This window comes from Pseudomonas syringae pv. tagetis, from assembly GCF_022557255.1.
Taxonomy (GTDB): Bacteria; Pseudomonadota; Gammaproteobacteria; order Pseudomonadales; family Pseudomonadaceae; genus Aquipseudomonas; species Aquipseudomonas caricapapayae.
The window spans coordinates 1,104,846-1,130,642 of record NZ_CP092923.1 but is presented as its reverse complement, the minus strand read 5'-3'; the positions used below and the strand labels follow the sequence as shown (position 1 = coordinate 1,130,642).

Sequence of the window (25,797 nt, the reverse complement as noted above, 5' to 3'; positions counted from 1 at the left end):
AACAATCGACCGTACAATCCCCGTCCACTTCGGACAACTGATACGTGAGCTGTCGATGGCCTTATCTTCTGCACCGATCCTGATCACCGGCGCCAGCCAGCGCGTGGGCCTGCATTGCGCCTTGCGCCTGCTCGAGCATGGGCATCGGGTTATCATCAGTTATCGCACCGAACATGCGAGTGTGACGGAACTGCGCCAGGCCGGAGCAGTGGCGCTCTACGGCGACTTTTCCTGCGAAACCGGAATCACGGCGTTTATCGATCTGCTGAAAACCCAGACCTCGTGCCTGCGTGCCATCGTTCACAATGCGTCCGAGTGGCTGGCAGAAACCCCTGGCGAAGAAGCCGAAAATTTCACCCGCATGTTCAGCGTGCATATGCTGGCACCCTATCTGATCAATCTGCACTGCGAGCATTTACTGAATGCCAGTGACGTCGCTGACATCGTGCATATCAGCGATGACGTAACCCGCAAGGGCAGCAGCAAGCACATGGCCTATTGTGCAACCAAGGCCGGCCTGGAAAGCCTGACGCTGTCCTTCGCCGCAAGGTTCGCCCCTCTTGTCAAAGTCAACGGCATAGCACCTGCGCTGTTGATGTTTCAACCCAGGGACGATGCAGCCTACCGCGCCAACGCCCTGGCCAAGTCGGCCATCGGCATAGAGCCTGGTGCAGAAGTGATTTACCAGAGCCTGCGCTACCTTCTGGACAGCACCTATGTCACCGGCACAACACTGACCGTAAACGGCGGACGGCACGTCAAGTAAGCCGCCCCGAGGAACATTCTGATGAGTTCATCCCTGCCACAGCACTACCGGGAAATCCTTCTGGGCCTCGGTGAAGATCCAGACCGTGAAGGTCTTCTGGACACCCCGAAACGCGCCTCCAAAGCGATGCAGTATCTGTGTCATGGCTACACCCAGAGCGTCGAAGAGATCGTCAATGGTGCCCTGTTCGCTTCCGATAACGATGAGATGGTGATTGTCCAGAACATCGAGCTGTATTCGCTCTGCGAGCATCACCTGCTGCCATTCATAGGCAAGGCGCATGTGGCTTATATCCCGACCGGCAAGGTACTGGGCCTGTCGAAAATTGCACGCATTGTGGATATGTTCGCCCGCCGCCTGCAGATCCAGGAAAACCTGACCAAACAGATTGCCGACGCCATTCAGGCAGTCACGGGGGCCGCAGGTGTCGCCGTGGTCATCGAGGCCAAACACATGTGCATGATGATGCGCGGTGTCGAAAAACAGAATTCGACCATGAACACGTCAGTGATGCTGGGTGCCTTCCGCGATTCGAGCACCACCCGCATGGAGTTTCTGCAATTGATCGGACGGAGCAGGCAATAATGGCAAGACTCGAACCTGGCACCGCACGCATCCGGGTCAAGGACCTGCGCCTGCGTACATTCATCGGTATCAACGAGGACGAAATCGTCAACAAACAGGATGTGCTGATCAACCTGACGATTCTCTACGCGGCACAGGAAGCCGTTCGGGATAACGATATCGAGCATGCACTCAACTATCGCACCATCACCAAAGCCATTATTCAGCATGTCGAAGGGAACCGCTTTGCCCTGCTGGAAAGACTGACGCAAGAAGTGCTGGACCTGGTGATGAGCCACGAAGCAGTGACCTACGCTGAGGTGGAAGTCGATAAGCCGCATGCGCTGCGCTTTGCCGAGTCGGTATCGATCACGCTCGCCGGTCAGCGCTGAAACTCTTATCATGGCGCGAACCGTCTATTTAAAGAGCCCGTCATGACCGAGCAAGAACGCCTCGAACTTGAAGCTGCAGCCTTCCGTCGTCTGGTCGCACACCTGGACAGCCGCAAGGATGTCCAGAACATCGACCTGATGAACCTGTCCGGCTTTTGCCGTAACTGTCTGTCCAAGTGGTACAAGGCCGCTGCCGATGAAAAGCACATCGACATCAGCCTCGATGATGCCCGCGAAGTGGTTTATGGCATGCCGTACAACGAGTGGAAAGCGCTCTACCAGAAAGAAGCGAATGCCGAACAACAGGCGGCGTTCGCCAAGGAAACCAGACATGACTGATCTGAACTCCCTGCGCAACAGCCTGCGCAGCGGCGAGCATGCATTCGCCGATACCCTGGCCTTCATCGCGCAAGGTTACGACTATCAGCCTCAGGCATTCAGAAATGGCAACGTTGACAACGCTGCCGGACAAAACGAAGGCTCTTGCAAGACACTTGGCCTGGCGTTACTGGAGGGCTTGAGCGACGAGGAGGCACTGCTGGCGTTCGGCGAACACTACCGCTCGGTGCAAGCCACCCCCGAAGGCAGCGACCACGGCAACATACGTGCGCTGATTGCGAATGGTCTGGCGGGTGTGAAGTTTGAAGGCGAGCCGCTCAAGCGCAAGGTTTGATCAAGCCCCTGTAAACCTGTCGTTGCTCACGGTCCAGCGTGGCAGTGTCTTTCCGACACTCCACGCTTGATCCGGTGCGTGCCGACTTGCATCGGCACGAGAGTGAATCAGACGGCAATCAGAACGATACGTCTGCCAGCCCGTCCAGGTAACGCTCTACGTCCAGCGCTGCCATGCAGCCCGCACCGGCCGAGGTAATTGCCTGACGATACACGTGGTCGGCCACGTCACCGGCAGCAAATACGCCTTCGACGCTGGTTGCTGTGGCGTTGCCTTCACGGCCGCCCTGTACGACCATGTAACCGTCCTTCAAGGCCAGTTGCCCGTCGAACAGCGAGGTGTTCGGTGTATGGCCGATAGCGATGAACACGCCGTCGACTTTCAGCTCGTCGCTGCTACCGTCATTGTTCTTCAGGCGCGCACCGGTCACGCCCATGTTGTCACCCAGCACTTCGTCCAGCGTGGCGTTGAGCTTGAGTTCGATCTTGCCTTCAGCAACGCGTGCGTGCAGCTTGTCGATGAGAATCTTCTCGGCGCGGAACGTTTCGCGACGGTGAACCAGGGTTACCTTGCTGGCGATGTTGGCCAGGTACAGCGCCTCTTCCACAGCGGTATTGCCACCACCGACCACCGCGACCTCACGGTTGCGGTAGAAGAAACCGTCGCATGTGGCGCACGCAGAAACACCCTTGCCCATGAAGGCCTCTTCCGAGGGCAGCCCCAGATAACGGGCACTGGCACCGGTGGCGATGATCAGCGCGTCGCAGGTGTAGGTTGCGCTGTCGCCCTGAAGGCTGAACGGCTTGCCGGCCAGATCAACGGAGTTGATGTGATCGAAGACGATTTCAGTCTCGAAACGCTCGGCGTGCTCACGCATACGCTCCATCAGCGCAGGACCGGTCAGACCATGGGGATCGCCCGGCCAGTTGTCGACTTCAGTGGTGGTGGTCAATTGACCGCCAGCCTGCATGCCGGTAATCAGCAGAGGCTTGAGGTTGGCGCGTGCGGCGTAAACCGCAGCGCTGTAACCGGCAGGGCCGGAGCCGAGAATAATCACTCGGGAATGACGTACGTCTGACATGACACACTCCTGTCGACCGACTGTTCAAGCCGCAATCGAAACAGCTGGATAAAAAAGGACCGCCGAAGCACTTGGGGAAGTGCCATTCACTCGGCGGATCCTGAAAGTTCTGACGCCTGAGACAGGTCCTGAAATTGGTGCCAAGCCTATCGGGGTAGCAAAGGTTAAGGAAATATCGTTTCACAATCCACCCCATAGGTCACTTCTATAGAATGACTGGGCGACAGCGATGTGCTCACATCAACATCCAGCCCCTACAGGCGCAGGCCACGCGCAGCGAACGGCCCTCGACGCTGACCGCCATCAGCTCTTTCATGCCTGTCACAAAGTCGGTAAGGTCACGCCTTTCAGCACCTGGAGGCTGCCATGCCCGCTCCCGCCCTCACCGGCCCGCAATACCTCAGAGAGGGCCTGAAACTGGTCCTCAGTCCTGGCTTGCGATTGTTCGTTCTGCTGCCATTGAGCATCAATCTGGTGTTGTTCTGCGGTCTGATCTATCTGGCGGTGCACCAGTTCGAGCTGTGGGTCGACACCTTCATGCCCACGCTCCCTCACTGGTTGAGCTTTCTCAGTTATATCCTCTGGCCGCTGTTCGTGGCGCTGGTACTGCTGATGGTGTTTTTCACCTTCACCGTGGTCGCCAATATCATCGCCGCACCGTTCAACGGTTTTTTGTCCGAAAAGGTCGAAGCCGTGGTTCGTGGCGTGGACGACTCGCCCGATTTCAGCTGGGCCGAACTGGTGGCCATGGTGCCACGCACCCTGGCCCGCGAAGCCCGCAAGCTGGGCTATATGCTGCCGCGCATGCTCGGGTTATTCATCCTGTCGTTCATCCCTGTGGCAAACATCATCGCCGCTCCGCTGTGGCTGCTGTTCGGCATCTGGATGATGGCGATCCAGTACATTGACTACCCCGCCGACAACCACAAACTGGGCTGGAACGAAATGCTCGGCTGGCTGAAAAGCAAACGCTGGCAGAGTCTGAGCTTCGGCGGCATTGTCTACGTCGCCTTGCTGATCCCGGTGGTCAACCTGCTGATGATGCCTGCGGCAGTGGCAGGTGCGACATTGTTCTGGGTGCGCGAGCGCGGGGCGGATGCGTTGCCGGTGACGCAGGCAAGGGGCTGAAGGCTTGAAAGGCCGGACCGTGCAATACGGCCCGGCCGATCTGAAGAAAAAATCACACGCTATATATAGTTACCGCACTCGACCTTTCCGACTGAGGCTCAATGAGGCCTCAACCAACCCGTTCATGTGAAGCCCGCTTCCATCGAACACGCCGACACATGAAACTTAACAAGGATGTTAAATCATGAATACTCCAGTAAACCCAGCGGCATTTGCTACCCAAAACACTGCAACCGTCGAAGAAAAGATTCGCGCCTTTCTGATCAGCGAACTGTCTGAGTGGTCGATCAACCCGGATGATGTGTACATCAATGGTGTGAACAATCCCGAAGAGCGCCTGGTCATCAGTTCCGCGTCCCTGACTGCCGAAGCAGTAAACCGCGTTTTCGAGAAAGACGCCCCCGCCTACTCCAGCCACGCAGCAGGCCTGTTCACCGTGGCTTACTCGTATGCCGACGAACATCGCCTCGCTGCACCGGACCTGGCCAAGGTGGGTGAAGTGATCGGCCAACTGGTCAATGACCTGGGCTGATTGCTCTGATTGACTGGCCGAGTGACGACAAAGCCTGAAAGAGTGCCGAATAGATAATGGATGATCTGTTCGGCACTTCAATTGGCGTCAGTAGTATCTACCCTGCAGCAGACGCAGAGAGGTAGGTCGGTATACTCATCAACCAGATAGCACACCCGGCAAGAATCCATATGCCATTGACCCATGTCAATCTTGAGTTGGTACGTCCCTCTGGATCAAGCGCCGCGGCATTCATCTTCGACTGCACCAGCATTAAATTAAATGTTTGCGCAGTTGCCAGCAGAACGGCCCATACCAGAAAGCCGCCGACCGGTTTGAATTGCATATGCCCAGAGACACCTTGCGAAAGCACCATCCCCGCAATAGTCAACGCCAGCAACACCAAAGCGCTAATCGCCCAGTACGCCATGTGGCCACGACCCTGTCGGCGCAGACTTTTGTCCACAGTACGAAATAGCGGAAAGGCGTAAATAACGGCGAAGATCACACGCGCAACGGGCCACACTTTACTGCCTGAAAACTTCTTGTTCAGCGACCAGTTTCGATAAAACCAGTAAATCGCGAAAAAGCCCGATGTCAAAAGGTACAGAATGAAGAATTTCTTTAGAGACACGACATAAAATTCCGGACCGCTACTGCCCGACTCATCTTTTTCCAGGCTGGCTTTCGGTGGCGCATACATTAAATCTGACATTTCATATCCCTTTGAAAAGAGAGCGAATGCTATCAGACGAATCAAAACCCTGCAAAAAATATAGCTATAAAGAAGCCTCCTACAAACAAAAATCTCAAGCCTTACAACCATGATCGAACTCGTCTACCTGACCGCCGGCAAGCCGTTGCCGCTAAGAACACACGTTGCCAGCGTTTCAAAAAGTTTCATGTAGGCCGCCTCTGCAGGCTAAAAAAATCAGCACCCTGCCCACTCAACTCAAGCGTGCAGGACCAAACTAACATGTCAAGATTGGCATTACGCTTGCTCTGTTGCATCTAGATAACAGAATGCCATAGAGTAATGGAAAGTAAGAGAGGACCGTTGAAATGACCTATAGCAACTCTACGCCGTTTCTGAACGTTACACCGTTGGGAGTGCGATAAAAAACAACACCACTCACCACCCCATCGATACCTGGAATCCTCGCTAACGTGCTCCAAATTATCTGATCACCCTATAATTCTTTACTGTGCTACTGGAAAAGTCGTAACACCCGAGTCAAGCGCTTACTTTGAGGAAACAGAGAGCTGGGTGCATAAAGAGAGAAGCCCCCTTTATGAAGAGGAGTACTTGAAAGGTACGCCCGCCGCTAAAATCCTTGAGAAAATATTAAACTTTAACGACTCTCTTCCCAAAAAATTTCGAGACATGGCTAATTGGTAGCATGGGCGCACTACACACCGTTGGGAAATCTTGTAAACTGTTGCAGGACGCCAATACACCTCACCATGTTTTTTTATAAACAACATTTTACAATCACTCTATTTACCTATTGGCTATTACGCACAATTTCACGCCCGCTAACCTATCTCCCGGCGTCTTATCACCAATCCATCACACAACCGCCACATAACCGAAATGTAATCAGTCGACACTGCTCCCATGAGCCAAATTCTTAATGTCACCCTGATTACTGAAACCTTTACTCCCGAAATCAATGGCGTTGCCAATACCCTTGGGCGACTTTGTGACGGGTTGCGATTACGCGGGCATCGGGTTGAACTGGTCCGGCCGCGCCAGAATGACGAGACTCATGCGGGTGCTGCGGAAGACCTGCTGTTGTGCCGGGGCTGGCCAATACCGGGCTATCCAGGGTTGCAATGGGGTCAGTCTTCGATGCACAAGCTGTTACGGCGCTGGCAACGGCGTCGGCCGGATGTGCTGTACATCGCCACCGAAGGCCCGCTGGGGCTATCGGCATTACGGGCGGCGCGGCGCTTGGGGATCGCAGTGATCAGCGGCTTTCACACCAACTTTCCGCAATACACGCAGCAATACGGTATGGGGTTTATCACGCGATTGCTGACTCATTACCTGCGCTGGTTCCATAACCGTTCGCGCATGACCCTGGTGCCGAGCGTCAGTCAGAAGCTGGAGCTGGAGCGGCGTGGCTTTGAAAGGATTGAACTGTTGTCTCGCGGCGTCGACAGCCAACTGTTCACACCCGCCAGACGCTCGCAGTCGTTACGCGAGAGCTGGGGCCTGCAGGCAGGTGACATCGGGGTCATACACGTCGGACGACTTGCGCCAGAGAAAAACCTGGGGCTGCTCAATGCCAGCTTCACAGTGCTCAAGGACAGTTACCCACAACGCAATATCAAACTGATTGTCGTGGGCGATGGACCTCAGCGGTCACAGCTTGAGCAACAGATCCCGGACGCGATCTTCTGTGGAACTCAGCGGGGCGAGGTGCTGGCGATGCACTATGCCTCGGCAGATATGTTTCTGTTTCCGAGCCTGACCGAAACGTTCGGCAATGTGGTCCTGGAAGCGCTGGCCTCAGGGCTGGGTGTCGTCGCTTACGATGAGGCCGCTGCCGGGCAGCACATCCGCCATGGCCACAATGGTGCGCTGGCGATGCCGGGTGACCAAACGGCGTTTATCGACGCGGCGCGCTGGTTGCTGGAAGACGACGAGACATTGCGTCGGGTGCGCCTGAACGCCCGGCAACATGCGAGTCGCCAGGGCTGGACAGCGATTATCGATCAGTTCGAGCGTCAGTTGCGTGAGGCGTGCCCCGGCGAAAATACCGCTCACGTCAAAGAAATCAGGCACGCAGCCACCAAGAAGATCAGACCAGTGTCATCAGTGCGTCTCGACTGAATGGCAGGATGTCTTGCTCGCGTCCCTCGCGCACTTTCACTGCCCAGTCCGGATCGACCAGCAGGGCACGCCCCACTGCCACCAGATCAAACTCGCCGTTGCCCAGCCGCTTCAGCAGATTCTCCAGACTGGCCGGTTGCGCGATCTTGTCGGTATTGACCATGAATTGAAGGAACTCGCCGTCCAGCCCGACACTACCGACGGTAATGGTCGGCTTGCCGGTCAGCTTGCGCGTCCAGCCCGCCAGGTTCAGGTCGGAGCCTTCAAACTCAGGCTCCCAGAAACGCCGGGTCGAGCAGTGGAAGATGTCCACGCCAGCGTCAGCCAGAGGTTGCAGGAATTCACCCAACGCTTCCGGTGTCTGCACCAGCCGCGCAGTGTAGTCCTGCTGTTTCCATTGCGAGAAACGGAAAATGATCGGGTAGTCAGGTCCCACTGCGACACGCACGGCCTTGATCAACTCGATGGCAAACCGCGAACGGTTGGCGAGGCTGCCGCCGTATTCGTCAGTGCGCTGGTTGCTGCCTTCCCAGAAAAACTGATCAATCAGATAACCATGGGCCCCATGGATTTCGACGCCGTCCATGCCAATCGCCTTGGCATCGGCGGCGGCCTGGGCAAAGGCAGCCACAACATCGTCGATGTCCTGCCTGTTCATGCCATGCACCAGCACCTGACCGTCCTTGACCTTCTCCATCGGCCCGTAGGCAGGCACGCTTGCGTGCGGCTCGGTACCGGGACGGCGCACTGCGCCTACGTGCCAGAGTTGCGGGACGATCCTGCCGCCCTCCGCATGCACCGCCTCAACGACCTTGCGCCAACCGGCCAGCGGCGCATCACCAAAAAACTGCGGAACGTCTGGATAGCCATTGGCAGCCTTGTGATTGACCGTTGTGCCTTCGGTAACGATAAGGCCTACACCTGCCGCCGCACGACGCCGGTAATACTCGACAACCTTCGAGTTGGGCACATGCCCCGGCGAGAACGAACGGGTCATAGGCGCCATGACTACCCGCGACGACAACGCCAGGCTGCCCAGGCGCAAAGGCGTAAACAAGGCTTCTACCGACATGCGGAACTCCGGACATAAGTGGATTGCACTGCGGCGACAGGCGCCAGATCAGGCGCGCAGGATATCGCCGGGCGTCAGCAATGGCCCAGTACTATTGATCTGGCTGATTTGAGTGCAGAAGCTGCGAAGGCAGAAGAAAGCCGGGCGAGCAATCGCTACCCCGGCCACATGATCAGTTTTGCGCCAAGGCCTTTTCGATGGCCAGAATCACCGCGGGATCATCCGGCGGAGTACGCGGAGAGAAACGCGCGCTCACCCCACCGTTCTTGCCAACCAGAAATTTTTCGAAATTCCAGGTGATGTCCCCGGGAAACTCGGCACCTTCGCCCGCCAGCAGGCGGTAAAGCGAATGCCGCTCTGGCCCGTTGACATCGAGTTTTTCACCCAGAGTAAACGTCACGCCGTAATTAAGTTCGCAAAATTCGGCAATCTCTTTTTCGGTACCCGGTTCCTGCCCGGCAAACTGGTTGCACGGCAGCCCGAGGATCTCCAGGCCCTTGTCCCTGTATTGCTGATAGAGGTTTTCAAGTGCTGCGTATTGCGGCGTCAGCCCGCATTTGGACGCGACGTTGACTACCAGAACCACTTTATTCTTGAAATCCGCCAGCGGCAGTTCCTGACCACCCAGCGCTTTCAATTTGATGTCGTGAAAAGCACTCATGAGAACCTCTTTTGAAACAAGTAACCCAAGGCCACAACCTGAAAAAAGGCACCGTGACCGCACGCGTAACGAAAGTCGTCATCGCAGAACAGCCAGGGCGCCTTTTCAGTGACCTGAGCCTGGGGCTGTTTCCGTTCCAGCGCGGCCGCGATGAAACGGGAACGGACCCTGACCGAACAAATCAGTGTTGATGACCGCCTTCACCGTGAACATGGCCGTGAGCCATTTCTTCTTCGCTGGCATCGCGAATTGCCACAACCTTCACGTCGAAGTTCAGGCGCTGGCCTGCGAGCGGGTGATTGCCGTCAACAGTGACGTCATCGCCATCCAGATCGCGGATAGTCACGATCTGCATGCCGCCATCCGGGCCGGAAGCGTGAAACTGCATGCCGACTTCAAGTTTGTCGACACCTTCGAACATGCTGCTGCTCAGGGTGCTGACCAGCTCGGCAGAATATTCGCCGTAGGCATCTTCCGGCTCGACGGCGACTTTCAGCTCGTCACCGACGTCCTTGCCTTCCAGCGCCTTTTCCAGGCCAGGGATGATGTTGCCTGCACCTTGCAGGTAAACCAGCGGCGCACCACCGGCAGAGCTGTCGATGACCTCACCAGCGTCGTTGGTCAGGGTATAGTCAATGGAGACAGCCTTATTGGCGGCGATCGGCATGGGGACAAGACCTTTTGCTTAAGATTGAAGAACGAGCAAGTTTAACCAAGCAATCGCCCGAAAGCGAACGCAACTCTGACAGACGGCCCTGATTGGAAAGTTCAACGGTTATTGGCTTCAGGCAGGATGAAGAAGGGCACTGGATTGCGCTACTGTCCTGCGGCCACACTCAACACCTGCGTCACCAGCCACCGTGGCAGTCGCGTGCCTGGGTGCTGGACCCGATAAAACGTCAACAGATGACAGGTCAGGCCTTTCGTTGCGGCTGGTGTGCGAACGCTGCAGATAACGATAGTCTTGCCGCAGAGAAATCGCGCTAGACGATTTCCGGACTTTTTCGGTCGGCAGCTGTTCCCTATGTGCTGCGACCCTTGCACTGCTCAATCGAGAAGCCAGTATGCAGACTTTTTTCATCGCCCCCACTGACTTTGGCGTGGGGTTGACCTCCATCAGCCTGGGCCTGGTGCGCACGCTGGAGCGCGCCGGCTTGAAAGTAGGTTTTTTCAAACCGATTGCCCAGCCACATCCCGGGGATCTTGGCCCCGAGCGCTCGACCGAACTGATGGCCCGCACCCACGGCCTCAAGCCGCCCAAGCCTCTGGGCCTGGCGCATGTCGAGCGCATGCTCGGCGACGGGCAACTGGATGAGCTGCTCGAAGAGATTATCAATCTTTACCAGCAGGCCGCTGTCGGCAAGGACGTGCTGGTCGTCGAGGGCATGGTCCCGACCCGTAGCGCGAGCTACGCCGCGCGGGTCAATCTGCATTTGGCCAAGAGTCTGGACGCCGACGTCATCCTGGTCTCTGCGCCGGAAAACGAAGTGCTTGCCGAGCTGTCGGGAAGGGTCGAGTTACAGGCTCAGCTGTTTGGCGGACCCAAGGACCCTAAGGTGCTGGGCGTCATACTCAACAAGGTCCGCACCGAAGAAAGCATGGAGGTCTTCGCCTCGCGCCTGAAAGAGCACTCGCCGCTGTTGCGCAGTGGCGATTTCCGGCTGCTGGGCTGCATCCCCTATCGCGCCGAACTCAATGCACCGCGCACCCGTGACGTGGCCGAGTTGCTGGGCGCGCAGGTGCTGAACGCGGGCGACTACGATCAGCGTCGTATGTCCAGAATCATTATCTGTGCCCGTACGGTGCTCAACACCGTACCGCTGCTCAAGCCGGGCGTGCTGGTGGTGACGCCGGGCGACCGTGACGACATCATTCTGGCGGTAAGCCTGGCGGCAATAAATGGTGTACCGCTGGCTGGCCTGCTGCTGACCAGCGATACCGTGCCCGACCCGCGCATCATGGAGCTGTGCCGGGGCGCATTCCAGGCCGGTCTGCCTGTGCTGTCGGTCAGCAGCGGTTCCTATGACACGGCAAACCGCCTCAATCAGTTGAACAAGGAAATCCCCATCGATGACCGCGAGCGCGCGGAAAACATCACCGATTTCGTTGCCAGCCACCTCGACGCTAGCTGGCTGCATCAACGTTGTGGCACACCCCGCGAGCTGCGCCTGTCACCCGCGGTGTTTCGCTATCAACTGATCCAGCGTGCCCAGGCAGCCAATAAACGCATCGTCCTGCCGGAAGGCAACGAGCCGCTGACCATTCAGGCAGCCGCCATCTGCCAGGCGCGTGGCATTGCACGCTGCGTGTTACTGGCCAGACCAGAAGACGTGCAGGCTGTCGCGCAGGCGCACGGGATCGAACTGCCGCAGGGGCTCGAAATTCTTGATCCGGAGCTGATTCGCGAGCGCTATGTCGAGCCGATGGTAGAACTGCGCAAAAACAAAAGCCTGAACGCACCCATGGCCGAGCAGCAGCTCGAAGACCCGGTGGTGATCGGCACCGTGATGCTGGCGCTGGACGAGGTCGACGGGCTGGTGTCGGGCGTTGTTCACTCCACCGCCAATACCATTCGGCCTGCCCTGCAACTGATCAAGACCGCACCGGGCTGCACGCTGGTGTCTTCGGTATTTTTCATGCTTTTCCCCGAGCAGGTGCTGATGTATGGCGACTGCATCATGAACCCGCACCCAAGCGCCAGCGAACTGTCCGAGATCGCTCTGCAAAGCGCCGATTCAGCCACAGCGTTCGGCATTTCGCCACGGGTGGCGATGATCAGCTATTCCAGCGGCAACTCGGCCAGTGGCGAAGAAGTGGAGAAAGTCCGCGAGGCCACGCAACTGGCTCGGGAGACCCGGCGCGATCTGTTGATCGACGGGCCGCTGCAGTATGATGCTGCCGCCAACGAGCACGTCGCCCGGCAGCTGGCTCCGGGCAGCCTGGTGGCAGGACGCGCCAACGTGTTCGTGTTCCCGGACCTGAACACAGGCAATACCACGTACAAGGCGGTGCAACGCAGTGCCGACTGCGTAAGCCTTGGCCCGATGCTGCAAGGCCTGCGCAAACCGGTGAACGACCTGCCTAGAGGCGCACAGGTCGACGACATCGTCTACACCATTGCGCTGACAGCCATCCAGGCGGACACGCTGTCCTGATACCCGATCATGGTGCCGCAGAGCAGTCTGCGGCTTCCGACAACTTCCGGAGCCATCTCCTTCATGGATTTCCTGCCTGCCCCGTTACGCGGCGTCATTGCCTCGCTGTTGCTGGCGCTGAACACCATCATCTGTTGCTCGGTGCTGTTCGCGGTCACGATTCTCAAGATCTGCCTGCCCTTCTCTGCTGCACAGCGCTTCACCGACTGGCTGATGAGCCACATTCATGAAATCTGGATCGGTAACAACAATGCCTGGATCAGACTTCTTTGCCATACCCGCTGGCACCTGAGCGGCCTGGAAGGACTCGATTACCAGCACTCGTATCTGGTCACCAGCAATCACCAGAGCTGGGTTGACATCATGGTCTTGCAGTACGTGCTCAACCGGCGCATTCGCCCGCTGAAGTTCTTCCTCAAGCAGGAGCTGATCTGGGTCCCGATCATCGGTCTGGCGTGGTGGGCTTTGGGCTTTCCGTTCATGAAGCGCTACTCCAAGGCTTACCTTGCGAAACACCCGGAAAAGAAAGGCAAGGACCTGGAAACCACGCGCCGCACCTGTGCGAAATTCCGCCACAACCCCGTAGGAATTTTCAACTTCGCCGAAGGCACGCGCTTTACGGCCGGCAAACACGCCCAGCAGAACTCGCCGTTTCGCCACTTGCTAAAACCCAAGGCGGGCGGCATTGCCTTCGTGCTTGATGCGATGGGCGAACAGCTGGAGTCGATCATCAACGTGACCATCCACTATCCGGGCGGGCAACCCGGCTACTGGGACCTGCTGTGCGGCAACGTGAGGGAGGTGGTCGCCCACTTCGAAGAGATCAAGATTCCGCAGCAGTTTCTCGGCAAAAACTACGACCAGGACGCTGAATACCGACTGGAATTCCAGCAGTGGATCAATGCGTTATGGGAGGAGAAAGACAGGCTGCTGGACAGACTGCATAAGCAGTATCCAGCGCGGCATTGATATTGACTGGTGAGAAGTGGAAGCGAGCTTGCTCGCGAAGGGGCCATCAAGGCCGCCGCAAACCTCGCGTTTCAGCTATCGACTGTTGTGCCAACGCTCCGCGTCGGCATGCCGTCCTGGACGCTGCGCCTCCTGCTCACGTCATCGCATTGCGACGCAGAGCGTCACACAATGCATTCCCACGCTGCCGTGAGAGACGATAGGTAGCGGGTGTGCTACCTATCGTTTCCGAGGCGTTCGGCTTAGTACTGCTGACCCGGAATCGGCTTCAGGTTGACCTCTACGCGACGGTTCTGCGCGCGGCCGTTGACGTCGGCGTTGCTGGCAATCGGCTGGTCGGGGCCTGCGCCACGCACCGAGAGGTGCGACTGGTCAACGCCCTGCGAGGTCAGGTACGTCGCTACGCTCTGAGCGCGCTGTTGCGACAGGTCCATGTTGTGCTGACGGCTGCCGGTGCTGTCTGTGTAACCGACGATTTCAATGTTGTTCTGGTTGAACTGCTTCAGCGAACTGGCCAGGTTGTTGAGCGGCGAATAGAAGCTGCTGGCGATGGCCGAAGAGTCCGTCGCAAACGTGATGTTGCCCGGCATGATCAACTTGATCTGATCACCCTGACGCTGCACCTCGACGCCGGTGTTGGCCATGCTCTCGCGCAAAGCCGCTTCCTGCTTGTCTGCGTAGTAGCCGTAACCTGCCGATGCAGCCCCCGCAACGGCAGCACCGATCAATGCGCCCTTGCCACGATGGTTATGATCAATGGCTGCGCCTGCTACCGCACCGGCCAATGCGCCGAGTCCGCCGTATTTAGCGGTTTTGCTCATGCCACCGGAGCTTTGTGCCTGGCCTTGATTGTCATAGGGATTGGGTGTCGCACAGCCGGACAGCATGGCTACGGCGGTGGCGACAATGATCAAACGACGCGAGGTAAACATTCAGGAGCTCCTGGTTTTGACGAACGCTGGTAACCGGATTAGAGCATGCCGTCTGTCAAAAATTCCTTAACCCCGGCTGAACCGCCCGTACTACGGCGCTTCGCGCGTTTCATTCAACGTCGTTCCTCACGGATGTAAGGTTCCCCCAGCGCACCCGGCTGGCTGCTGGATTGACGCTTGCCGCTTGCCACCCAGACCATGACCAGCAGCGTGACGGCGTAAGGCGTCATCAAGACAAAATACTGAGGAAGACGCACGCCCGTTGCCGCCAACTGCGGGATCAGCGCCTCGATACCGCCGAACAGCAATGCGCCCGCCAGGGCGCGCCACGGCGACCAGCGTGCGAAGATCACCAGTGAAACCGCGATCCAGCCACGTCCGCCCGTCATGTCCGCAATCCACATTTTGGTACTGAGCACGGCAATGAAGCCACCCGCCAGCCCCATCAAGGCAGACCCGGCGACAATCGCCGCCAGACGATAACCCGATACGGAAATGCCCGCTGCATCGGCGGCCTGCGGGTTCTCGCCAACGGCCCGCAAACGAAGCCCGGTCCGGGTGCGGTCAAGCAGCCAGACCACTGCAATGAAAACCACCACAGTCAGGTACACCATCGGATTCTGAACAAACACCCGGCCCACCACCGGCAGCTCGGATAACGGCCATAGTTCTACCGCCTGCAAGCCACTGACCGGTCGATTGGTCCAGCCAAGCAGGGTGCCCAGCAGCCCGGTCAAGCCCTGGCAAAAGAACACCAGAGCCAGCCCGGCAATCACCTGATTGATCCGCAGGACCAGCACCATCAGCGCAAACAATAACGAAACCAGACCTGCCGCGACCATCGACGCCAGCAGTGACAGGCCCGGCGACCCCAGGCTCAGCTGCATCCCGATGCCCGCCAGCGCACCGACCAGCATCAGCCCTTCGACACCCAGCGCCAGTACGCCACTGCGCTCGATGAGGATCAGGCCCAGTGCAGCCAGCGCGAACGGCACGGCAAAGTCCGGTGCGCTGCCCAGCCAGTGGGAAATAAGCTCCATCAACGTTCTCCTGCCTGAATGCGACGCAGGCGATGGCGGATAAAAAAGTCCGACGACGCGACGCAGATCACCAGGATCGCCTGGATCAGTTGCACCATCGAAAACGGAATCTGATAGAAGACCTGCAGGTTGCGCCCGGCCACGAACAGCATGGCGATCAGCAACGCGACCACAGTGGCGGCTACCGGATTGTTGCGGGCCAGAAAGGCGATGAGGATTCCGGAAAAACCGTACCCCTGATAGAACGACTGGGTCAGGCGACCTTCCTGTCCCGACGTCACGACAAACCCCGCGAGCCCGGCCAGCGCACCTGAAAGCAGCACAGTGCCGATAATCATCTTGCGCACCGGCACGCCTACGGCTGCGGCGACGTTCGGGTTGGCATCGACGAAACGCAGGTACAGACCGGCCCGCGAGACGCCGACAAACCACAGCGTCAGGCCGGTTACCAGCAGCGCCAGCGGAATCGCTGCGTTATACCCGGCAAACAGATCGGGTAATCGCTCAAAGCTCTGGAACGCAGGCGAGTAGGGAAAGTTGTCTCGTGGATCTTTCCAACTGCCGTAAACCAGGTGCAGCAGGAAATTGGCGGCGATGTAATTGAGCATCAGGGTCGAGATGATCTCGTTGACCTGCCATTTGAGCTTCAACAGAACCGGCCCCAGCCCCCACAGCAATCCACAGAACACGGCCGCCGCCATCATCAGCGGCAGACGCAGCAACTCAGGCCCTACCTGAAACAGCGAAATCGCCGTAGCCCCGATAGCCCCCCAGATCATCTGGCCTTCCAGGCCAAGGTTCCAGAAGCGCGCCCGAAATGCCATGCACCCGGCCAGTCCGACCATAATCATCGGCGATGCCTGAAACAGCACGGCCTTGAAGTTTTGCGCATCGAATACCGTCTGAACGACGAACTCGTTGAGCAACTCGTCCGCAGGCACGCCGGCACCAATCAGGATTGAAGTACAAATGGCCAACCCGATCAGCAATGCAAGGGCAATGATCAGCGCCTGCAAAGGCCAACCGGTCTGTTGACGGAGTTCCAGGGTGTAGCGCCGCGACAGCAACGGCTGCCGCACGATTTTCGGGGCAGCTACAGGGGATTGTGCTATTTCATTCATGGCTCACCATCGCTTTGCCGATGGCTTGACGGTCGGCGGGGTAATCGAACTCGGCGACGATGCGCCCGCCATTCATCACACCGATACGGTCAGCCAGGGCCAATACTTCGTCCAGATCCTCGCTGATCACCAGCACCGCAGCGCCAGCGTCCCGAGCGGCCCGTAATCGGGCATGCACCGCCTGTGTGGCACGCACGTCCAGACCCCGGCTCGGGCTATGCACCAGCACCAATTGCGGGTCGCGGCTGAATTCGCGGGCAATCACCAGTTTCTGAGCGTTACCCCCCGACAACAGTGCGGCTTTCTGATCGAGAGAACGCACGCCCTGCACATCGAAGTCCGCCACTGCGCGCTGCGCATCCTGTTTCAGGCGTTTGTAGCCCAAACGCCAGAAAGAGCCGTACTGGCCACTGTGGATATTGCCGACGCCAAAGTTCTCGGCCACCGACAACGACCCGGCCAGCGCCGCGCCATAGCGGTCCGCCGGGATAGACGCGATACGCAGTTGCCGGCGCTGGTCGGCCGAGGCGCTGCGCAAATCGCCGAAAGCGGTCATGTGGATTTCACCCTCGGTGACGTGCGGGAGCCCCATCAATGCATTGGCGAGTTCGGCCTGGCCATTGCCGCCAACGCCTGCAATACCGTAGATCTGACCCGCGTGCAGAGCCATGTTCACGCCATTGAGCGCGCTGCTGCCGACACTGCGCAAATCGCGCACCTGCAAGCGCAGTTCACCAGGCGTCGCAGGGTGATGCTCGGCGACCGACACCGATTCGCCCACGGTCAGTTGCACCAGTTGCTCGACACTTACCTTTTGCGGATCGAGGGTCTTCACGGTGCGCCCGCCGCGCATCACGGTCACACGGTCGGCATAGCGTTTGACATCAGCCATCTTGTGCGTCACCAGAATCACCGCTGCACCCTGCCGCGCGAAGGCCTGAACGGTCAGCAGCAGGCGCTCGGCTTCCTGATCGGTGAGGACTGCGGTTGGCTCATCGAGAATCAGGATCCGCGCGCCGGCCAGCAGCACTTTGAGAATCTCGACACGCTGCTGTTCAGCGACCGACAGGCTGTCGACGGTCCGCGTCGGGTCAATCGCAAAACCCAGCGCGCCGGCCTTGTCGACAATCTCCTGTTCCAGTGCGCGCAGACGCTTGCGATAGCTGCCTTCACCGGGTTGCTCGGGCAGCGCCAGCAGAACGTTCTGCGCCACCGTAAAGGGCTTCACCAGCTTGAAGTGCTGGTGAACCATGCCGATCCGGTAGCGGCTGGCATCCCTTGGCCCCTGAAGCTGAACCGGGTTGTCGTCCAGCAACAGCGTGCCGGTTTCCGGTGCATACAGCCCGGCTGCGATGTTCATCAGCGAGGACTTGCCTGCACCATTCTCGCCCAGCAACGCATGCACTTCGCCCCAACAGGCAGTGAAGTCGGCATCGATCAGCGCCTTGAAACCATCGAAAGATTTGCTGATACCCGTGAGTTGCAGCGCGTTGACCTGACTCATTGCTGAGTCTTCACGCCTTCGACGAACCAGTCCATTTTCCATAGATCCGGGTCAGACAGCTGCTGACCCGCCGCAACTCGCTCTTTGCCATCGCGATCGGCCAGCGGACCGCTGTAGATGATTTTCCTGCCTGCCAGCAGCTCGGCGCGCTCGGCTTCGATCTTCTTGCGATTGTCGTCGGAAATGATCGGGTCTTTAGTCAGCGTGATATCGGTACCGCCCTGCTGCATCGACAACAGCGCACCGTTGGCGGCAGGCGTCCAGTTGCCAGCAATGACTTTCTTGAGTTCTGGCCCCAGGAAGCGATCCCACACCCACAACGAAGAACAGACGGTCGCCTTGGGGGCGAATTCGCTGAGGTCGCGATGGTGACCGGTCCCCTGAATGCCGCGCTCTTGAGCAACGATCTGCGGTGTCGGACTGTCGACGTGCTGGCCGACCACGTCGACGCCGTTGTCGATCAGCGCCATGGTTGCCGCGCGCTCCTTGACCGGATCGTTCCAGGCTCCGGTGTAGACCACGGTAAGGGTGGCTTTCGGATTGATCTGCCGCGCCCCCAGTTCATAAGCGTTGATGGTCCAGTTGACCTGGCCGAACGGGTTGGCAGCGACGAAGCCCAGTTTACCGGTCTTCGAGGCAGCGCCTGCAGCCATGCCGCACAGATACTGGCTCTCGTAAGTACGGCCATAAAACGATTCGAGGTTGGCCGCATTGGTGGTGCCCGAGCCATTCAGGAATGCGACATCAGGGTATTTTTTTGCCAGCGCAAGGAAGGTGTCGGAATAGCCGAACGCGGTACCGACGATGATGTTTGCACCGCGCGCGATGAGTCGGTCGACCACGGGGGTAATGGCTGCTGCGTTCTCGGGCACGCTTTCCACGAACTGGATTTTTGTGTCCAGTTCCTTTTCCAGCTTCACCCGCGCCTCGTCGAAGGCCTGAGTCCAGCCGCCGTCATTGCGCGGGCTGATATACACCATGGCGATCTTCGCAGGCCCTTTGAGGGTCAATCCTTCAGCCTGAGCGAGGCTGACTGTCCCGAACGCTACGGCCGCACACAATGTCCCGGGCAACAGTTTCTTGTACATAGACGTTTTCCTGAGGGTAATGGCCGATGAGGACAGCACTTGGCCGACTCTCAGGCTTTAGCAGCATCCATGCCACTCCCCGAAAAACATTATGCGACAACGACCTGACCTGATCGCACCGTTGAAAACAGATCAAACGGTCCGAATCAGAGCACTTGGTTTGTGCATGACGCACATTTGCTGCCCGTCCGGAGTGCGCGTCCAGGAACAAGCGCGGCATTCAGGCGTTGCGCGGCAAAATCCCGTCCAGAACCATGCTGCGCAGGCTCGCCAGCACTTCCTCGAAAAACGCCGGATCGTCCAGCGTCTTGCCGGTGACCGCCTCGACCTGAGTACGGAAGTCGGCGTAATGCTGAGTCGTCGCCCACAAGGTAAAAATCAGATGGTGCGGGTTGACGGGGGCCAACCGGCCGCTGTCGATCCAGTGCTGAATCACTGCCACCTTGGCCTGCACCGTGTCGCGCAACGGATGCTGCAACTCGCCCTGAATAAGTGGTGCGCCCTGCATCACTTCCATGCAGAACAGCCGTGATTCGGCCGGATGATCACGAGACATCTCCAGCTTGGCCTTGATATAGGCACTGATCGCCTGAACCGGCTCCTTGTCGGCGGTGAAGTGCACCAGCGGACTCAGCCAGACCTCAAGCAGCTGACGCAGCACGTTCAGGTAGAGATCGTCCTTGCTGCTGAAGTAGTACAGCAGGTTGGTCTTGGAAACGTCCGCCAGGCTCGCGACCTGATCCAGACTGCTGCCGTGCACGCCGTAGCGGGAAAATATCTCCAGCGCCGCATCGAGAATCAGCGTGCGCTTGCCTTCCATCAGACGCATGCGCCTTTTCAGGGACGTCGCACTGGGCTCGCGGGTCGTCTTGACCACAGTCTCTGGCTTGACCTTGCGTGCACGCTTGTTCGCGGGTTCAGCCAAGGGAGGTTTCTTGTTCACGCACATCCATCCAGTGATGCCGAAATAAGCGGGCATCTTAACGGGCGCAGCTGTTTTGTCGATACGGATTACCTGCCCCGTCAGACCTGCCCCATCCGCGTGCACCCTGCACAAACCAAGTGCTCTGATTCAGACCAAATGGTCTGAAAAACTTTCAGTAAATTTATAAGCCATTGAATAAAAACGATAAAAATTCTTGGCCCGCTTAATGCAAAAGCCGATTACGAAGACGATTCAAATGCCGCCAGTCGTCTTGGCATGCATCGACCCACGCAGAGAGGCCTTATATGGACATCGGTATCTTCATCCCCATCGGCAATAACGGCTGGCTGATTTCCAGCAACGCCCCGCAGTACATGCCGACTTTCGAGCTGAACAAACAAATCGTGCAGAAGGCCGAGGGCTACGGCTTCGACTTTGCGCTGTCGATGATCAAATTGCGGGGCTTTGGCGGCAAGACAGCGTTCTGGGAACATAACCTGGAGTCGTTCACGCTGATGGCCGGGCTGGCAGCCGTGACCAGCAAAATTCAACTGTTCGCTACAGTCGCCACCCTGACCATCCCGCCCGCCATTGCAGCGCGCATGGCGTCGACGATCGACTCGATTTCCAACGGACGCTTCGGCATCAACCTGGTCACTGGCTGGCAGAAGCCGGAATACGAGCAGATGGGCCTGTGGCCCGGCGATGAGTTCTTCCACACCCGCTACGAATACCTGGCCGAGTATGCCCAGGTCTTGCGTGACCTGTGGGCTACCGGCAGCAGTGATTTCAAGGGCGAACACTTCAGCATGCAGGACTGCCGCGTCAGCCCTCGCCCACAAGCCGACATGAAGCTGATCTGCGCGGGTCAAAGCGAAGCGGGCATGGCGTTTTCAGCGCAATACGCCGACTACAATTTCTGCTTCGGCAAAGGCGTGAACACCCCCACCGCCTTTGCGCCTACCGCTCATAAATTGATCGAAGCCAACGAAAAGACCGGTCGCAACGTCACCTCCTGTGTGCTGTTCATGATCATCGCCGACGAAACAGACGACGCGGCACGCGCTCGCTGGGAACACATCAAGGACGGTGCCGACGAAGAAGCCATCGCCTGGCTGAGCGAAAAAGGCTCGGCGGATAAAAGTGCCGGTTCCAATCTGCGACAGATGGCCGACCCGACCTCGGCGGTCAACATAAACATGGGCACGCTGGTCGGGTCGTGGGCCACAGTGGCTCGAATGCTCGACGAGGTCGCCACTGTACCGGGAACTCAGGGCGTGATGCTGACGTTCGATGACTTCGTCAAAGGCGTCGAAGACTTTGGCGAGAAGATCCAGCCGCTGATGACCAGCCGCAAGCACATCGTGCAGCTCAAGGAGGTGGTCTGATGAACACCTCGACAGCTGTCGCAGGCGTTGACCTGCCGGACCCGCAGCCCGCCCGCGAGCTGCCCGCCCGTCCCGAACCGCTGCGCATGAAACCCGGCGAAACCGCGCTGGTGGTGGTCGACATGCAGAACGCCTACGCGTCGCTCGGCGGGTATCTGGATCTCGCCGGGTTCGATGTCAGCAGCACCGGGCCGGTCATCGCCAATATCAACAAAGCCTGTGCCGCAGCACGAGCTGCAGGTATCCCGGTGATCTTTTTCCAGAATGGCTGGGACCCGGCCTATGTCGAGGCCGGCGGCCCCGGCTCTCCGAACTGGCACAAGTCCAATGCTCTGAAGACCATGCGCAAACGCCCTGAGCTTGACGGGCAACTGCTGGCCAAGGGCGGCTGGGACTATCAACTGGTCGATGAACTGAAGCCACAGCCTGGCGACATCGTGGTGCCGAAAATCCGCTACAGCGGTTTCTTCAATTCCAGCTTCGACAGCGTGCTGCGCAGCCGCGGGATTCGCAACCTGGTGTTCACCGGCATTGCCACTAATGTATGCGTTGAATCGACATTGCGCGACGGTTTCCATCTGGAATATTTCGGCGTGGTGCTGGCGGATGCAACCCATCAGGCAGGTCCGGAATTCGCTCAGCAAGCCGCGCTGTTCAACATCGAAACGTTCTTCGGCTGGGTGTCCAGCGTCGATGACTTCTGCTCTACCTTCAGCCCTGTCGGGCAACCTTCGTGAGGACTCCAGCATGACCAAGAAAGCGATCATCCCAGCCGGCACTAGCAAGCCCATCGCCCCCTTCGTTCCGGGTTCCATGGCCGACGGCGTGCTCTACGTCTCGGGTACGCTGCCGTTCGACAAGGACAACAATGTGGTGCACGTCGGCGACGCAAGCGCACAGACGCGCCATGTGCTGGAAACCATCAAAAGCGTGGTCGAAACGGCTGGCGGGACGATGGACGATGTCACCTTCAACATGATCATGATTCGTGACTGGTCCGACTACGCCAAGGTCAACGAAGTGTATGCCGAGTATTTCGCCGGCGAGAAGCCAGCCCGTTACTGCATCCAGTGCGGCCTGGTAAAACCCGATGCCCTGATCGAAATCGCCAGTATCGCCCACATCGGCTGAATCGCACCGTGGGCAGTTGACGCCCACCCGGAGAAAACCCATGTTCCATGAGTTTCATGCCTGCCAGCATGCCGACGCGCCCACACTGGTGCTCAGCTCCGGGCTGGGTGGGTCCAGCCGCTACTGGGCGGATGACCTGGCGCTGCTGACCCGCGATTACCGTGTGCTTGTCTACGATCATGCCGGGACCGGACGCAGCCCTGCGGTTCTGCCGCCGGACTATTCGATCCGGCATATGGCCGTGGAGTTGCTGACCCTGCTCGATTCACTTGGCATCCAGCGCTGCCATTTCATGGGCCATGCACTGGGCGGTCTCGTGGGCCTGGAGCTGGCGCTGCTAAGGCCGGAGCTGCTGCAAAGCCAAGTGTTGATCAATGCCTGGAGCAGCCCCAACCCACACAGCGCGCGGTGCTTTTCAGTGCGCAAAAAACTGTTGTTGAACAGCGGGCCGGAGGCCTACGTACAAGCGCAGGCGTTGTTCCTCTACCCGGCAGACTGGATAGCTGCCAACGGTGTCCGACTGGCCGATGACGAGGCCCATGCACTGGCGCACTTTCCCGACACCGACAACCTGCTGCGGCGCATTCATGCGCTGGAGAGCTTCGACGTGGAGGCTGACCTGGCACATATCCGCACGCCGACCCTGCTGATTGCCAACCGCGACGACATGCTGGTGCCGTGGCAACGATCGCGGCATCTGGCCGAAGCCCTGCCCAATGCCAGCCTGGTGTTGCTGGAATATGGCGGCCACGCCTCGAACATTACCGATCCGCTGCCCTTCCAACGCGCCGTGCTCGACTTCCTCAGCGCACAAACCTGAAAGGACTCATCCCATGCCTGCCCACTCTCAAGCCCATGCCAGCCTGCCAGACACTGATCCGGTCAGTCAGTCGGCGTTTCGCGATGCAATGTCCAGCCTCGCCGCCGCCGTCAACGTCGTCACCACAGACGGCCCCGGTGGTCGTGCCGGCTTTACCGCCACAGCTGTCTGCAGCGTGACCGATCAACCACCGACGCTGCTGGTATGCATCAACCGCAGTGCCTCGGTCTATGAAACCTTCATCGAGAATGGCCTGCTGTGTGTCAATACGCTGGGCGACAGTCAGCAGGACCTGTCCAACCTGTTCGGCGGCAAGACTTCACAGCAAGAGCGTTTTGCCTGTGGCCAATGGGAAAGCGGAGTGACCGGCGCACCGATACTGGACAAAGCCAAGCTGGCGCTCGACTGCAAGATCACCCAATCGGTCAGCGTCGGCACCCATGACATTCTCTTTTGCGAAGTGATGGATATAAGGCATCAGAGCGACTCGGACGCGCTGGTGTACTTTGCCCGCCGATATCACCATTTGTCGGGCGGCGTACCCGTCGCGTGAAATGCTTTCAGGCACTCGATTACGTCAAAAATCCTGCAGGGCAGCCACTCTGAAACCGTCAGGCAGTGCGATTGACGTGTTGTTGACACACAATAAACAGGCATATTTTTTTGCTGGCAGCACCGTATACTGGCATTTCGAAATCAGGATGATCCTTGCAGTCAACGAGGTGACATCATGTCGTTCGGTAGCGCCTGCACCCTGCCGCTGGCATCAGCCAGCAACCCGCAGCCTGCTTGTTGCGCCCGCCCGTTGCCTGCCATGCCAACGCACGCGGGTGACTGAGCATGCTGAAAAAAATCCCTGTCGCCGACCTTGTCCTCGGCATGCACATCCATAAAGTCTGCCGCCGCTGGACGGACGATCCGTTCTGGACAGGCCTGGTCGAAGTCATGCTTGATGACGTCGAAGTGCTCAGGCGCATCCAGCAATCGGACACCCGGAACGTCTGGATCGAAACCGGCAAAAGCCGTGCAGTTGTACCTCAGGCCTCATCGACACCAGCCGTCAAGGACACCGCCCCAGCCAGTCTAGACAAGGAAGTCCTGCGCGCCCGAGCTATCTGCGGGAGGGCCAGAAACGCAGTCATGGCCATGTTTACCGAGGCCCGCATGGGCCAGGCCATGGATGTCGACAATGTGCAGTTACTGGTGGAAGAAATCTCCAGTTCGATCCTGCGCCATCCGCATGCGCTGATCAGCCTGTCACGCCTGAAGACGTCCGACGAATACACCTACATGCATTCGGTGGCGGTCTGCGCACTGATGGTCGCGCTCGCCAGACGCATGGGTCTGCCTGACGACCAAGTGCGCGAAGCGGGTGTTGCCGGGTTGATGCACGATGTCGGCAAAATGATGATCGCACCGGAAGTGCTGAATAAACCGGGCCGCCTCACTCATGAAGAGTTCGAGATCATGAAGGCTCACCCCGAACTGGGCCTGCAGATCCTCAAAGAGACTCAACCTGTGGCGGCAACGGTCATGGACGTGTGCCTGCATCACCACGAGAAGGTCGACGGCTCGGGTTATCCCCACGGCCTGAAGGGTGATCAGATCAGCATCTTTGCGCGCATGGGCGCAGTCTGCGATGTCTATGACGCGATTACCTCCGACCGCCCGTACAAAAAGGGTTGGGGCGTTGCCCACTCGATTCGCGAAATGGCGTCCTGGAAAGGGCATTTTGACGACATCGTGTTTCAAAGCTTCGTCAAAACCGTGGGCATCTATCCGATCGGCACGCTGGTCCGCCTTGAAAGCGGGCGTCTTGGCGTCGTGGTCGAGCAAAGCGAGGCGTCGCTGCTGAAACCAAAGGTGAAGGTTTTCATGTCGGCGCGCACCGGCAAGACGTTCGCCGCGCAGATCATCGACCTGGGCTGCTTTGCCGATCCGGACGCGATCGTCAAAATCGAAAAGCCCACCGACTGGGGGCTGGCAGAGGTCGATACGCTGTGGGCGGGCAGCCCGGCCTGACCACCACGATGAATC

Annotated in this window: 27 protein-coding genes and 2 pseudogenes; 18 read left to right on the top strand and 11 right to left on the bottom strand. The window is 58.5% G+C overall.

The features are described from left to right. The first annotated feature begins 55 nt into the window (after positions 1–55). The 5 genes from folM to MME58_RS05025 are packed head-to-tail and all read left to right on the top strand — an operon-like array spanning position 56 to position 2,395. Entirely contained in the window at positions 56–766 is a 711-nt protein-coding gene (gene folM, locus MME58_RS05045) for a dihydromonapterin reductase (protein ID WP_055007266.1), read from the top strand. 21 nt (positions 767–787) lie between these two features. Continuing rightward, positions 788–1,351: a GTP cyclohydrolase I FolE gene (gene folE, locus MME58_RS05040; RefSeq protein ID WP_054984425.1), complete on the top strand. Its 564-nt coding sequence runs from the start codon at positions 788–790 to the stop codon at positions 1,349–1,351. After that, positions 1,351–1,722 carry a dihydroneopterin triphosphate 2'-epimerase gene (gene folX / locus MME58_RS05035; RefSeq protein ID WP_054984426.1) on the top strand — a complete coding sequence of 124 codons (372 nt, stop codon included), beginning with the start codon at positions 1,351–1,353 and terminating at the stop codon, positions 1,720–1,722. Before folE ends, folX begins: the two co-directional genes overlap by 1 nt. Positions 1,723–1,764: 42 nt before the next feature. Continuing rightward, positions 1,765–2,061, top strand: a complete 297-nt coding sequence (locus tag MME58_RS05030; RefSeq protein WP_054984427.1) for a DUF1244 domain-containing protein — start codon at positions 1,765–1,767, stop codon at positions 2,059–2,061. Continuing rightward, positions 2,054–2,395: a HopJ type III effector protein gene (locus MME58_RS05025; RefSeq protein ID WP_055007265.1), complete on the top strand. Its 342-nt coding sequence runs from the start codon at positions 2,054–2,056 to the stop codon at positions 2,393–2,395. Before MME58_RS05030 ends, MME58_RS05025 begins: the two co-directional genes overlap by 8 nt. Positions 2,396–2,513: 118 nt before the next feature. On the opposite strand, the gene trxB is transcribed toward MME58_RS05025, so the two are convergent. Continuing rightward, positions 2,514–3,476, bottom strand: coding sequence for a thioredoxin-disulfide reductase (trxB, locus tag MME58_RS05020; protein ID WP_055007264.1), 963 nt, complete (start codon positions 3,474–3,476; stop codon positions 2,514–2,516). 366 nt (positions 3,477–3,842) lie between these two features. On the opposite strand from trxB, the gene cysZ reads away from it, so the two are divergent. Together cysZ and MME58_RS05010 are read left to right on the top strand one after the other, a co-directional pair. Beyond that, positions 3,843–4,604 (top strand): sulfate transporter CysZ, encoded by a 762-nt coding sequence (cysZ, locus tag MME58_RS05015; protein WP_055007263.1) that lies wholly within the window; start codon positions 3,843–3,845, stop codon positions 4,602–4,604. Between the two features lie 184 nt (positions 4,605–4,788). Continuing rightward, positions 4,789–5,136: a hypothetical protein gene (locus MME58_RS05010; protein ID WP_055007262.1), complete on the top strand. Its 348-nt coding sequence runs from the start codon at positions 4,789–4,791 to the stop codon at positions 5,134–5,136. A gap of 97 nt (positions 5,137–5,233) precedes the next feature. Here MME58_RS05010 and MME58_RS05005 read toward each other — a convergent pair whose 3' ends face one another. Continuing rightward, entirely contained in the window at positions 5,234–5,830 is a 597-nt protein-coding gene (locus MME58_RS05005) for a hypothetical protein (RefSeq protein WP_055007272.1), read from the bottom strand. A gap of 431 nt (positions 5,831–6,261) precedes the next feature. Between MME58_RS05005 and MME58_RS27550 the strand changes: the two are divergent. Both MME58_RS27550 and MME58_RS05000 read left to right on the top strand, forming a co-directional pair. Then, positions 6,262–6,514: pseudogene (locus MME58_RS27550) on the top strand (hypothetical protein). Between the two features lie 219 nt (positions 6,515–6,733). Next, positions 6,734–7,954, top strand: coding sequence for a glycosyltransferase family 4 protein (locus tag MME58_RS05000; protein ID WP_055007261.1), 1,221 nt, complete (start codon positions 6,734–6,736; stop codon positions 7,952–7,954). On the opposite strand, the gene MME58_RS04995 is transcribed toward MME58_RS05000, so the two are convergent. The 3 genes from MME58_RS04995 to MME58_RS04985 form a co-directional block, all read right to left on the bottom strand. Then, on the bottom strand, positions 7,923–9,026 hold the full coding sequence (locus MME58_RS04995; RefSeq protein ID WP_055007260.1) for an NADH:flavin oxidoreductase: 1,104 nt from the start codon (positions 9,024–9,026) through the stop codon (positions 7,923–7,925). The two genes, MME58_RS05000 and MME58_RS04995, sit on opposite strands and share 32 nt — an antisense overlap. 172 nt (positions 9,027–9,198) lie before the next feature. Further along, complete coding sequence (locus MME58_RS04990) at positions 9,199–9,687, bottom strand: glutathione peroxidase (protein WP_054984435.1); 489 nt, start codon at positions 9,685–9,687, stop codon at positions 9,199–9,201. A gap of 181 nt (positions 9,688–9,868) precedes the next feature. After that, positions 9,869–10,354 carry an FKBP-type peptidyl-prolyl cis-trans isomerase gene (locus MME58_RS04985; RefSeq protein WP_054984437.1) on the bottom strand — a complete coding sequence of 162 codons (486 nt, stop codon included), beginning with the start codon at positions 10,352–10,354 and terminating at the stop codon, positions 9,869–9,871. 14 nt (positions 10,355–10,368) lie between these two features. On the opposite strand from MME58_RS04985, the pseudogene MME58_RS04980 reads away from it, so the two are divergent. The 3 genes and pseudogenes from MME58_RS04980 (at position 10,369) to MME58_RS04970 (ending at position 13,811) form a co-directional block, all read left to right on the top strand. Further along, positions 10,369–10,674 (top strand): annotated as a pseudogene (locus tag MME58_RS04980) (DUF3565 domain-containing protein). Between the two features lie 77 nt (positions 10,675–10,751). Next, positions 10,752–12,842, top strand: a complete 2,091-nt coding sequence (gene pta, locus MME58_RS04975; RefSeq protein ID WP_055007259.1) for a phosphate acetyltransferase — start codon at positions 10,752–10,754, stop codon at positions 12,840–12,842. Positions 12,843–12,905: 63 nt separating this feature from the next. Further along, on the top strand, positions 12,906–13,811 hold the full coding sequence (locus MME58_RS04970; protein ID WP_055007258.1) for an acyltransferase: 906 nt from the start codon (positions 12,906–12,908) through the stop codon (positions 13,809–13,811). A gap of 242 nt (positions 13,812–14,053) precedes the next feature. Here MME58_RS04970 and MME58_RS04965 read toward each other — a convergent pair whose 3' ends face one another. The 6 genes from MME58_RS04965 to rutR form a co-directional block, all read right to left on the bottom strand. Then, positions 14,054–14,743 (bottom strand): YiaD family glycine zipper/OmpA-like lipoprotein, encoded by a 690-nt coding sequence (locus MME58_RS04965; protein ID WP_054984440.1) that lies wholly within the window; start codon positions 14,741–14,743, stop codon positions 14,054–14,056. Between the two features lie 113 nt (positions 14,744–14,856). Next, entirely contained in the window at positions 14,857–15,783 is a 927-nt protein-coding gene (locus tag MME58_RS04960; RefSeq protein WP_055007257.1) for an ABC transporter permease, read from the bottom strand. Next, entirely contained in the window at positions 15,783–16,904 is a 1,122-nt protein-coding gene (locus MME58_RS04955) for an ABC transporter permease (protein ID WP_055007256.1), read from the bottom strand. Before MME58_RS04955 ends, MME58_RS04960 begins: the two co-directional genes overlap by 1 nt. Next, positions 16,897–18,408 carry an ABC transporter ATP-binding protein gene (locus tag MME58_RS04950; RefSeq protein ID WP_054984443.1) on the bottom strand — a complete coding sequence of 504 codons (1,512 nt, stop codon included), beginning with the start codon at positions 18,406–18,408 and terminating at the stop codon, positions 16,897–16,899. Before MME58_RS04950 ends, MME58_RS04955 begins: the two co-directional genes overlap by 8 nt. Beyond that, positions 18,405–19,496: a BMP family ABC transporter substrate-binding protein gene (locus MME58_RS04945; protein WP_055007255.1), complete on the bottom strand. Its 1,092-nt coding sequence runs from the start codon at positions 19,494–19,496 to the stop codon at positions 18,405–18,407. Before MME58_RS04945 ends, MME58_RS04950 begins: the two co-directional genes overlap by 4 nt. 220 nt (positions 19,497–19,716) lie before the next feature. Next, a complete protein-coding gene (rutR, locus tag MME58_RS04940; RefSeq protein ID WP_054984445.1) occupies positions 19,717–20,445 on the bottom strand; it encodes a pyrimidine utilization regulatory protein R in 729 nt (242 codons plus the stop codon). Between the two features lie 281 nt (positions 20,446–20,726). On the opposite strand from rutR, the gene rutA reads away from it, so the two are divergent. The 6 genes from rutA to MME58_RS04910 all read left to right on the top strand — a co-directional run bounded on the left by rutA (position 20,727) and on the right by MME58_RS04910 (position 25,782). Beyond that, positions 20,727–21,809, top strand: a complete 1,083-nt coding sequence (gene rutA / locus MME58_RS04935; protein WP_055007254.1) for a pyrimidine utilization protein A — start codon at positions 20,727–20,729, stop codon at positions 21,807–21,809. Continuing rightward, a complete protein-coding gene (rutB, locus tag MME58_RS04930) occupies positions 21,809–22,546 on the top strand; it encodes a pyrimidine utilization protein B (RefSeq protein WP_054984447.1) in 738 nt (245 codons plus the stop codon). The genes rutA and rutB overlap by 1 nt, the downstream gene beginning before the upstream one ends. Positions 22,547–22,556: 10 nt before the next feature. Next, complete coding sequence (rutC, locus tag MME58_RS04925; protein WP_055007253.1) at positions 22,557–22,940, top strand: pyrimidine utilization protein C; 384 nt, start codon at positions 22,557–22,559, stop codon at positions 22,938–22,940. 40 nt (positions 22,941–22,980) lie between these two features. Next, entirely contained in the window at positions 22,981–23,760 is a 780-nt protein-coding gene (gene rutD / locus MME58_RS04920) for a pyrimidine utilization protein D (protein WP_055007252.1), read from the top strand. A gap of 13 nt (positions 23,761–23,773) precedes the next feature. Then, positions 23,774–24,313, top strand: a complete 540-nt coding sequence (rutF, locus tag MME58_RS04915) for an NADH-dependent FMN reductase RutF (RefSeq protein WP_054984450.1) — start codon at positions 23,774–23,776, stop codon at positions 24,311–24,313. A 287-nt stretch (positions 24,314–24,600) separates the two neighbouring features. Continuing rightward, the gene (locus MME58_RS04910; protein WP_055007251.1) at positions 24,601–25,782 is read left to right on the top strand and encodes a cyclic di-GMP phosphodiesterase; all 1,182 of its coding nucleotides are present in this window, start codon (positions 24,601–24,603) and stop codon (positions 25,780–25,782) included. Positions 25,783–25,797 lie beyond the last annotated feature (15 nt).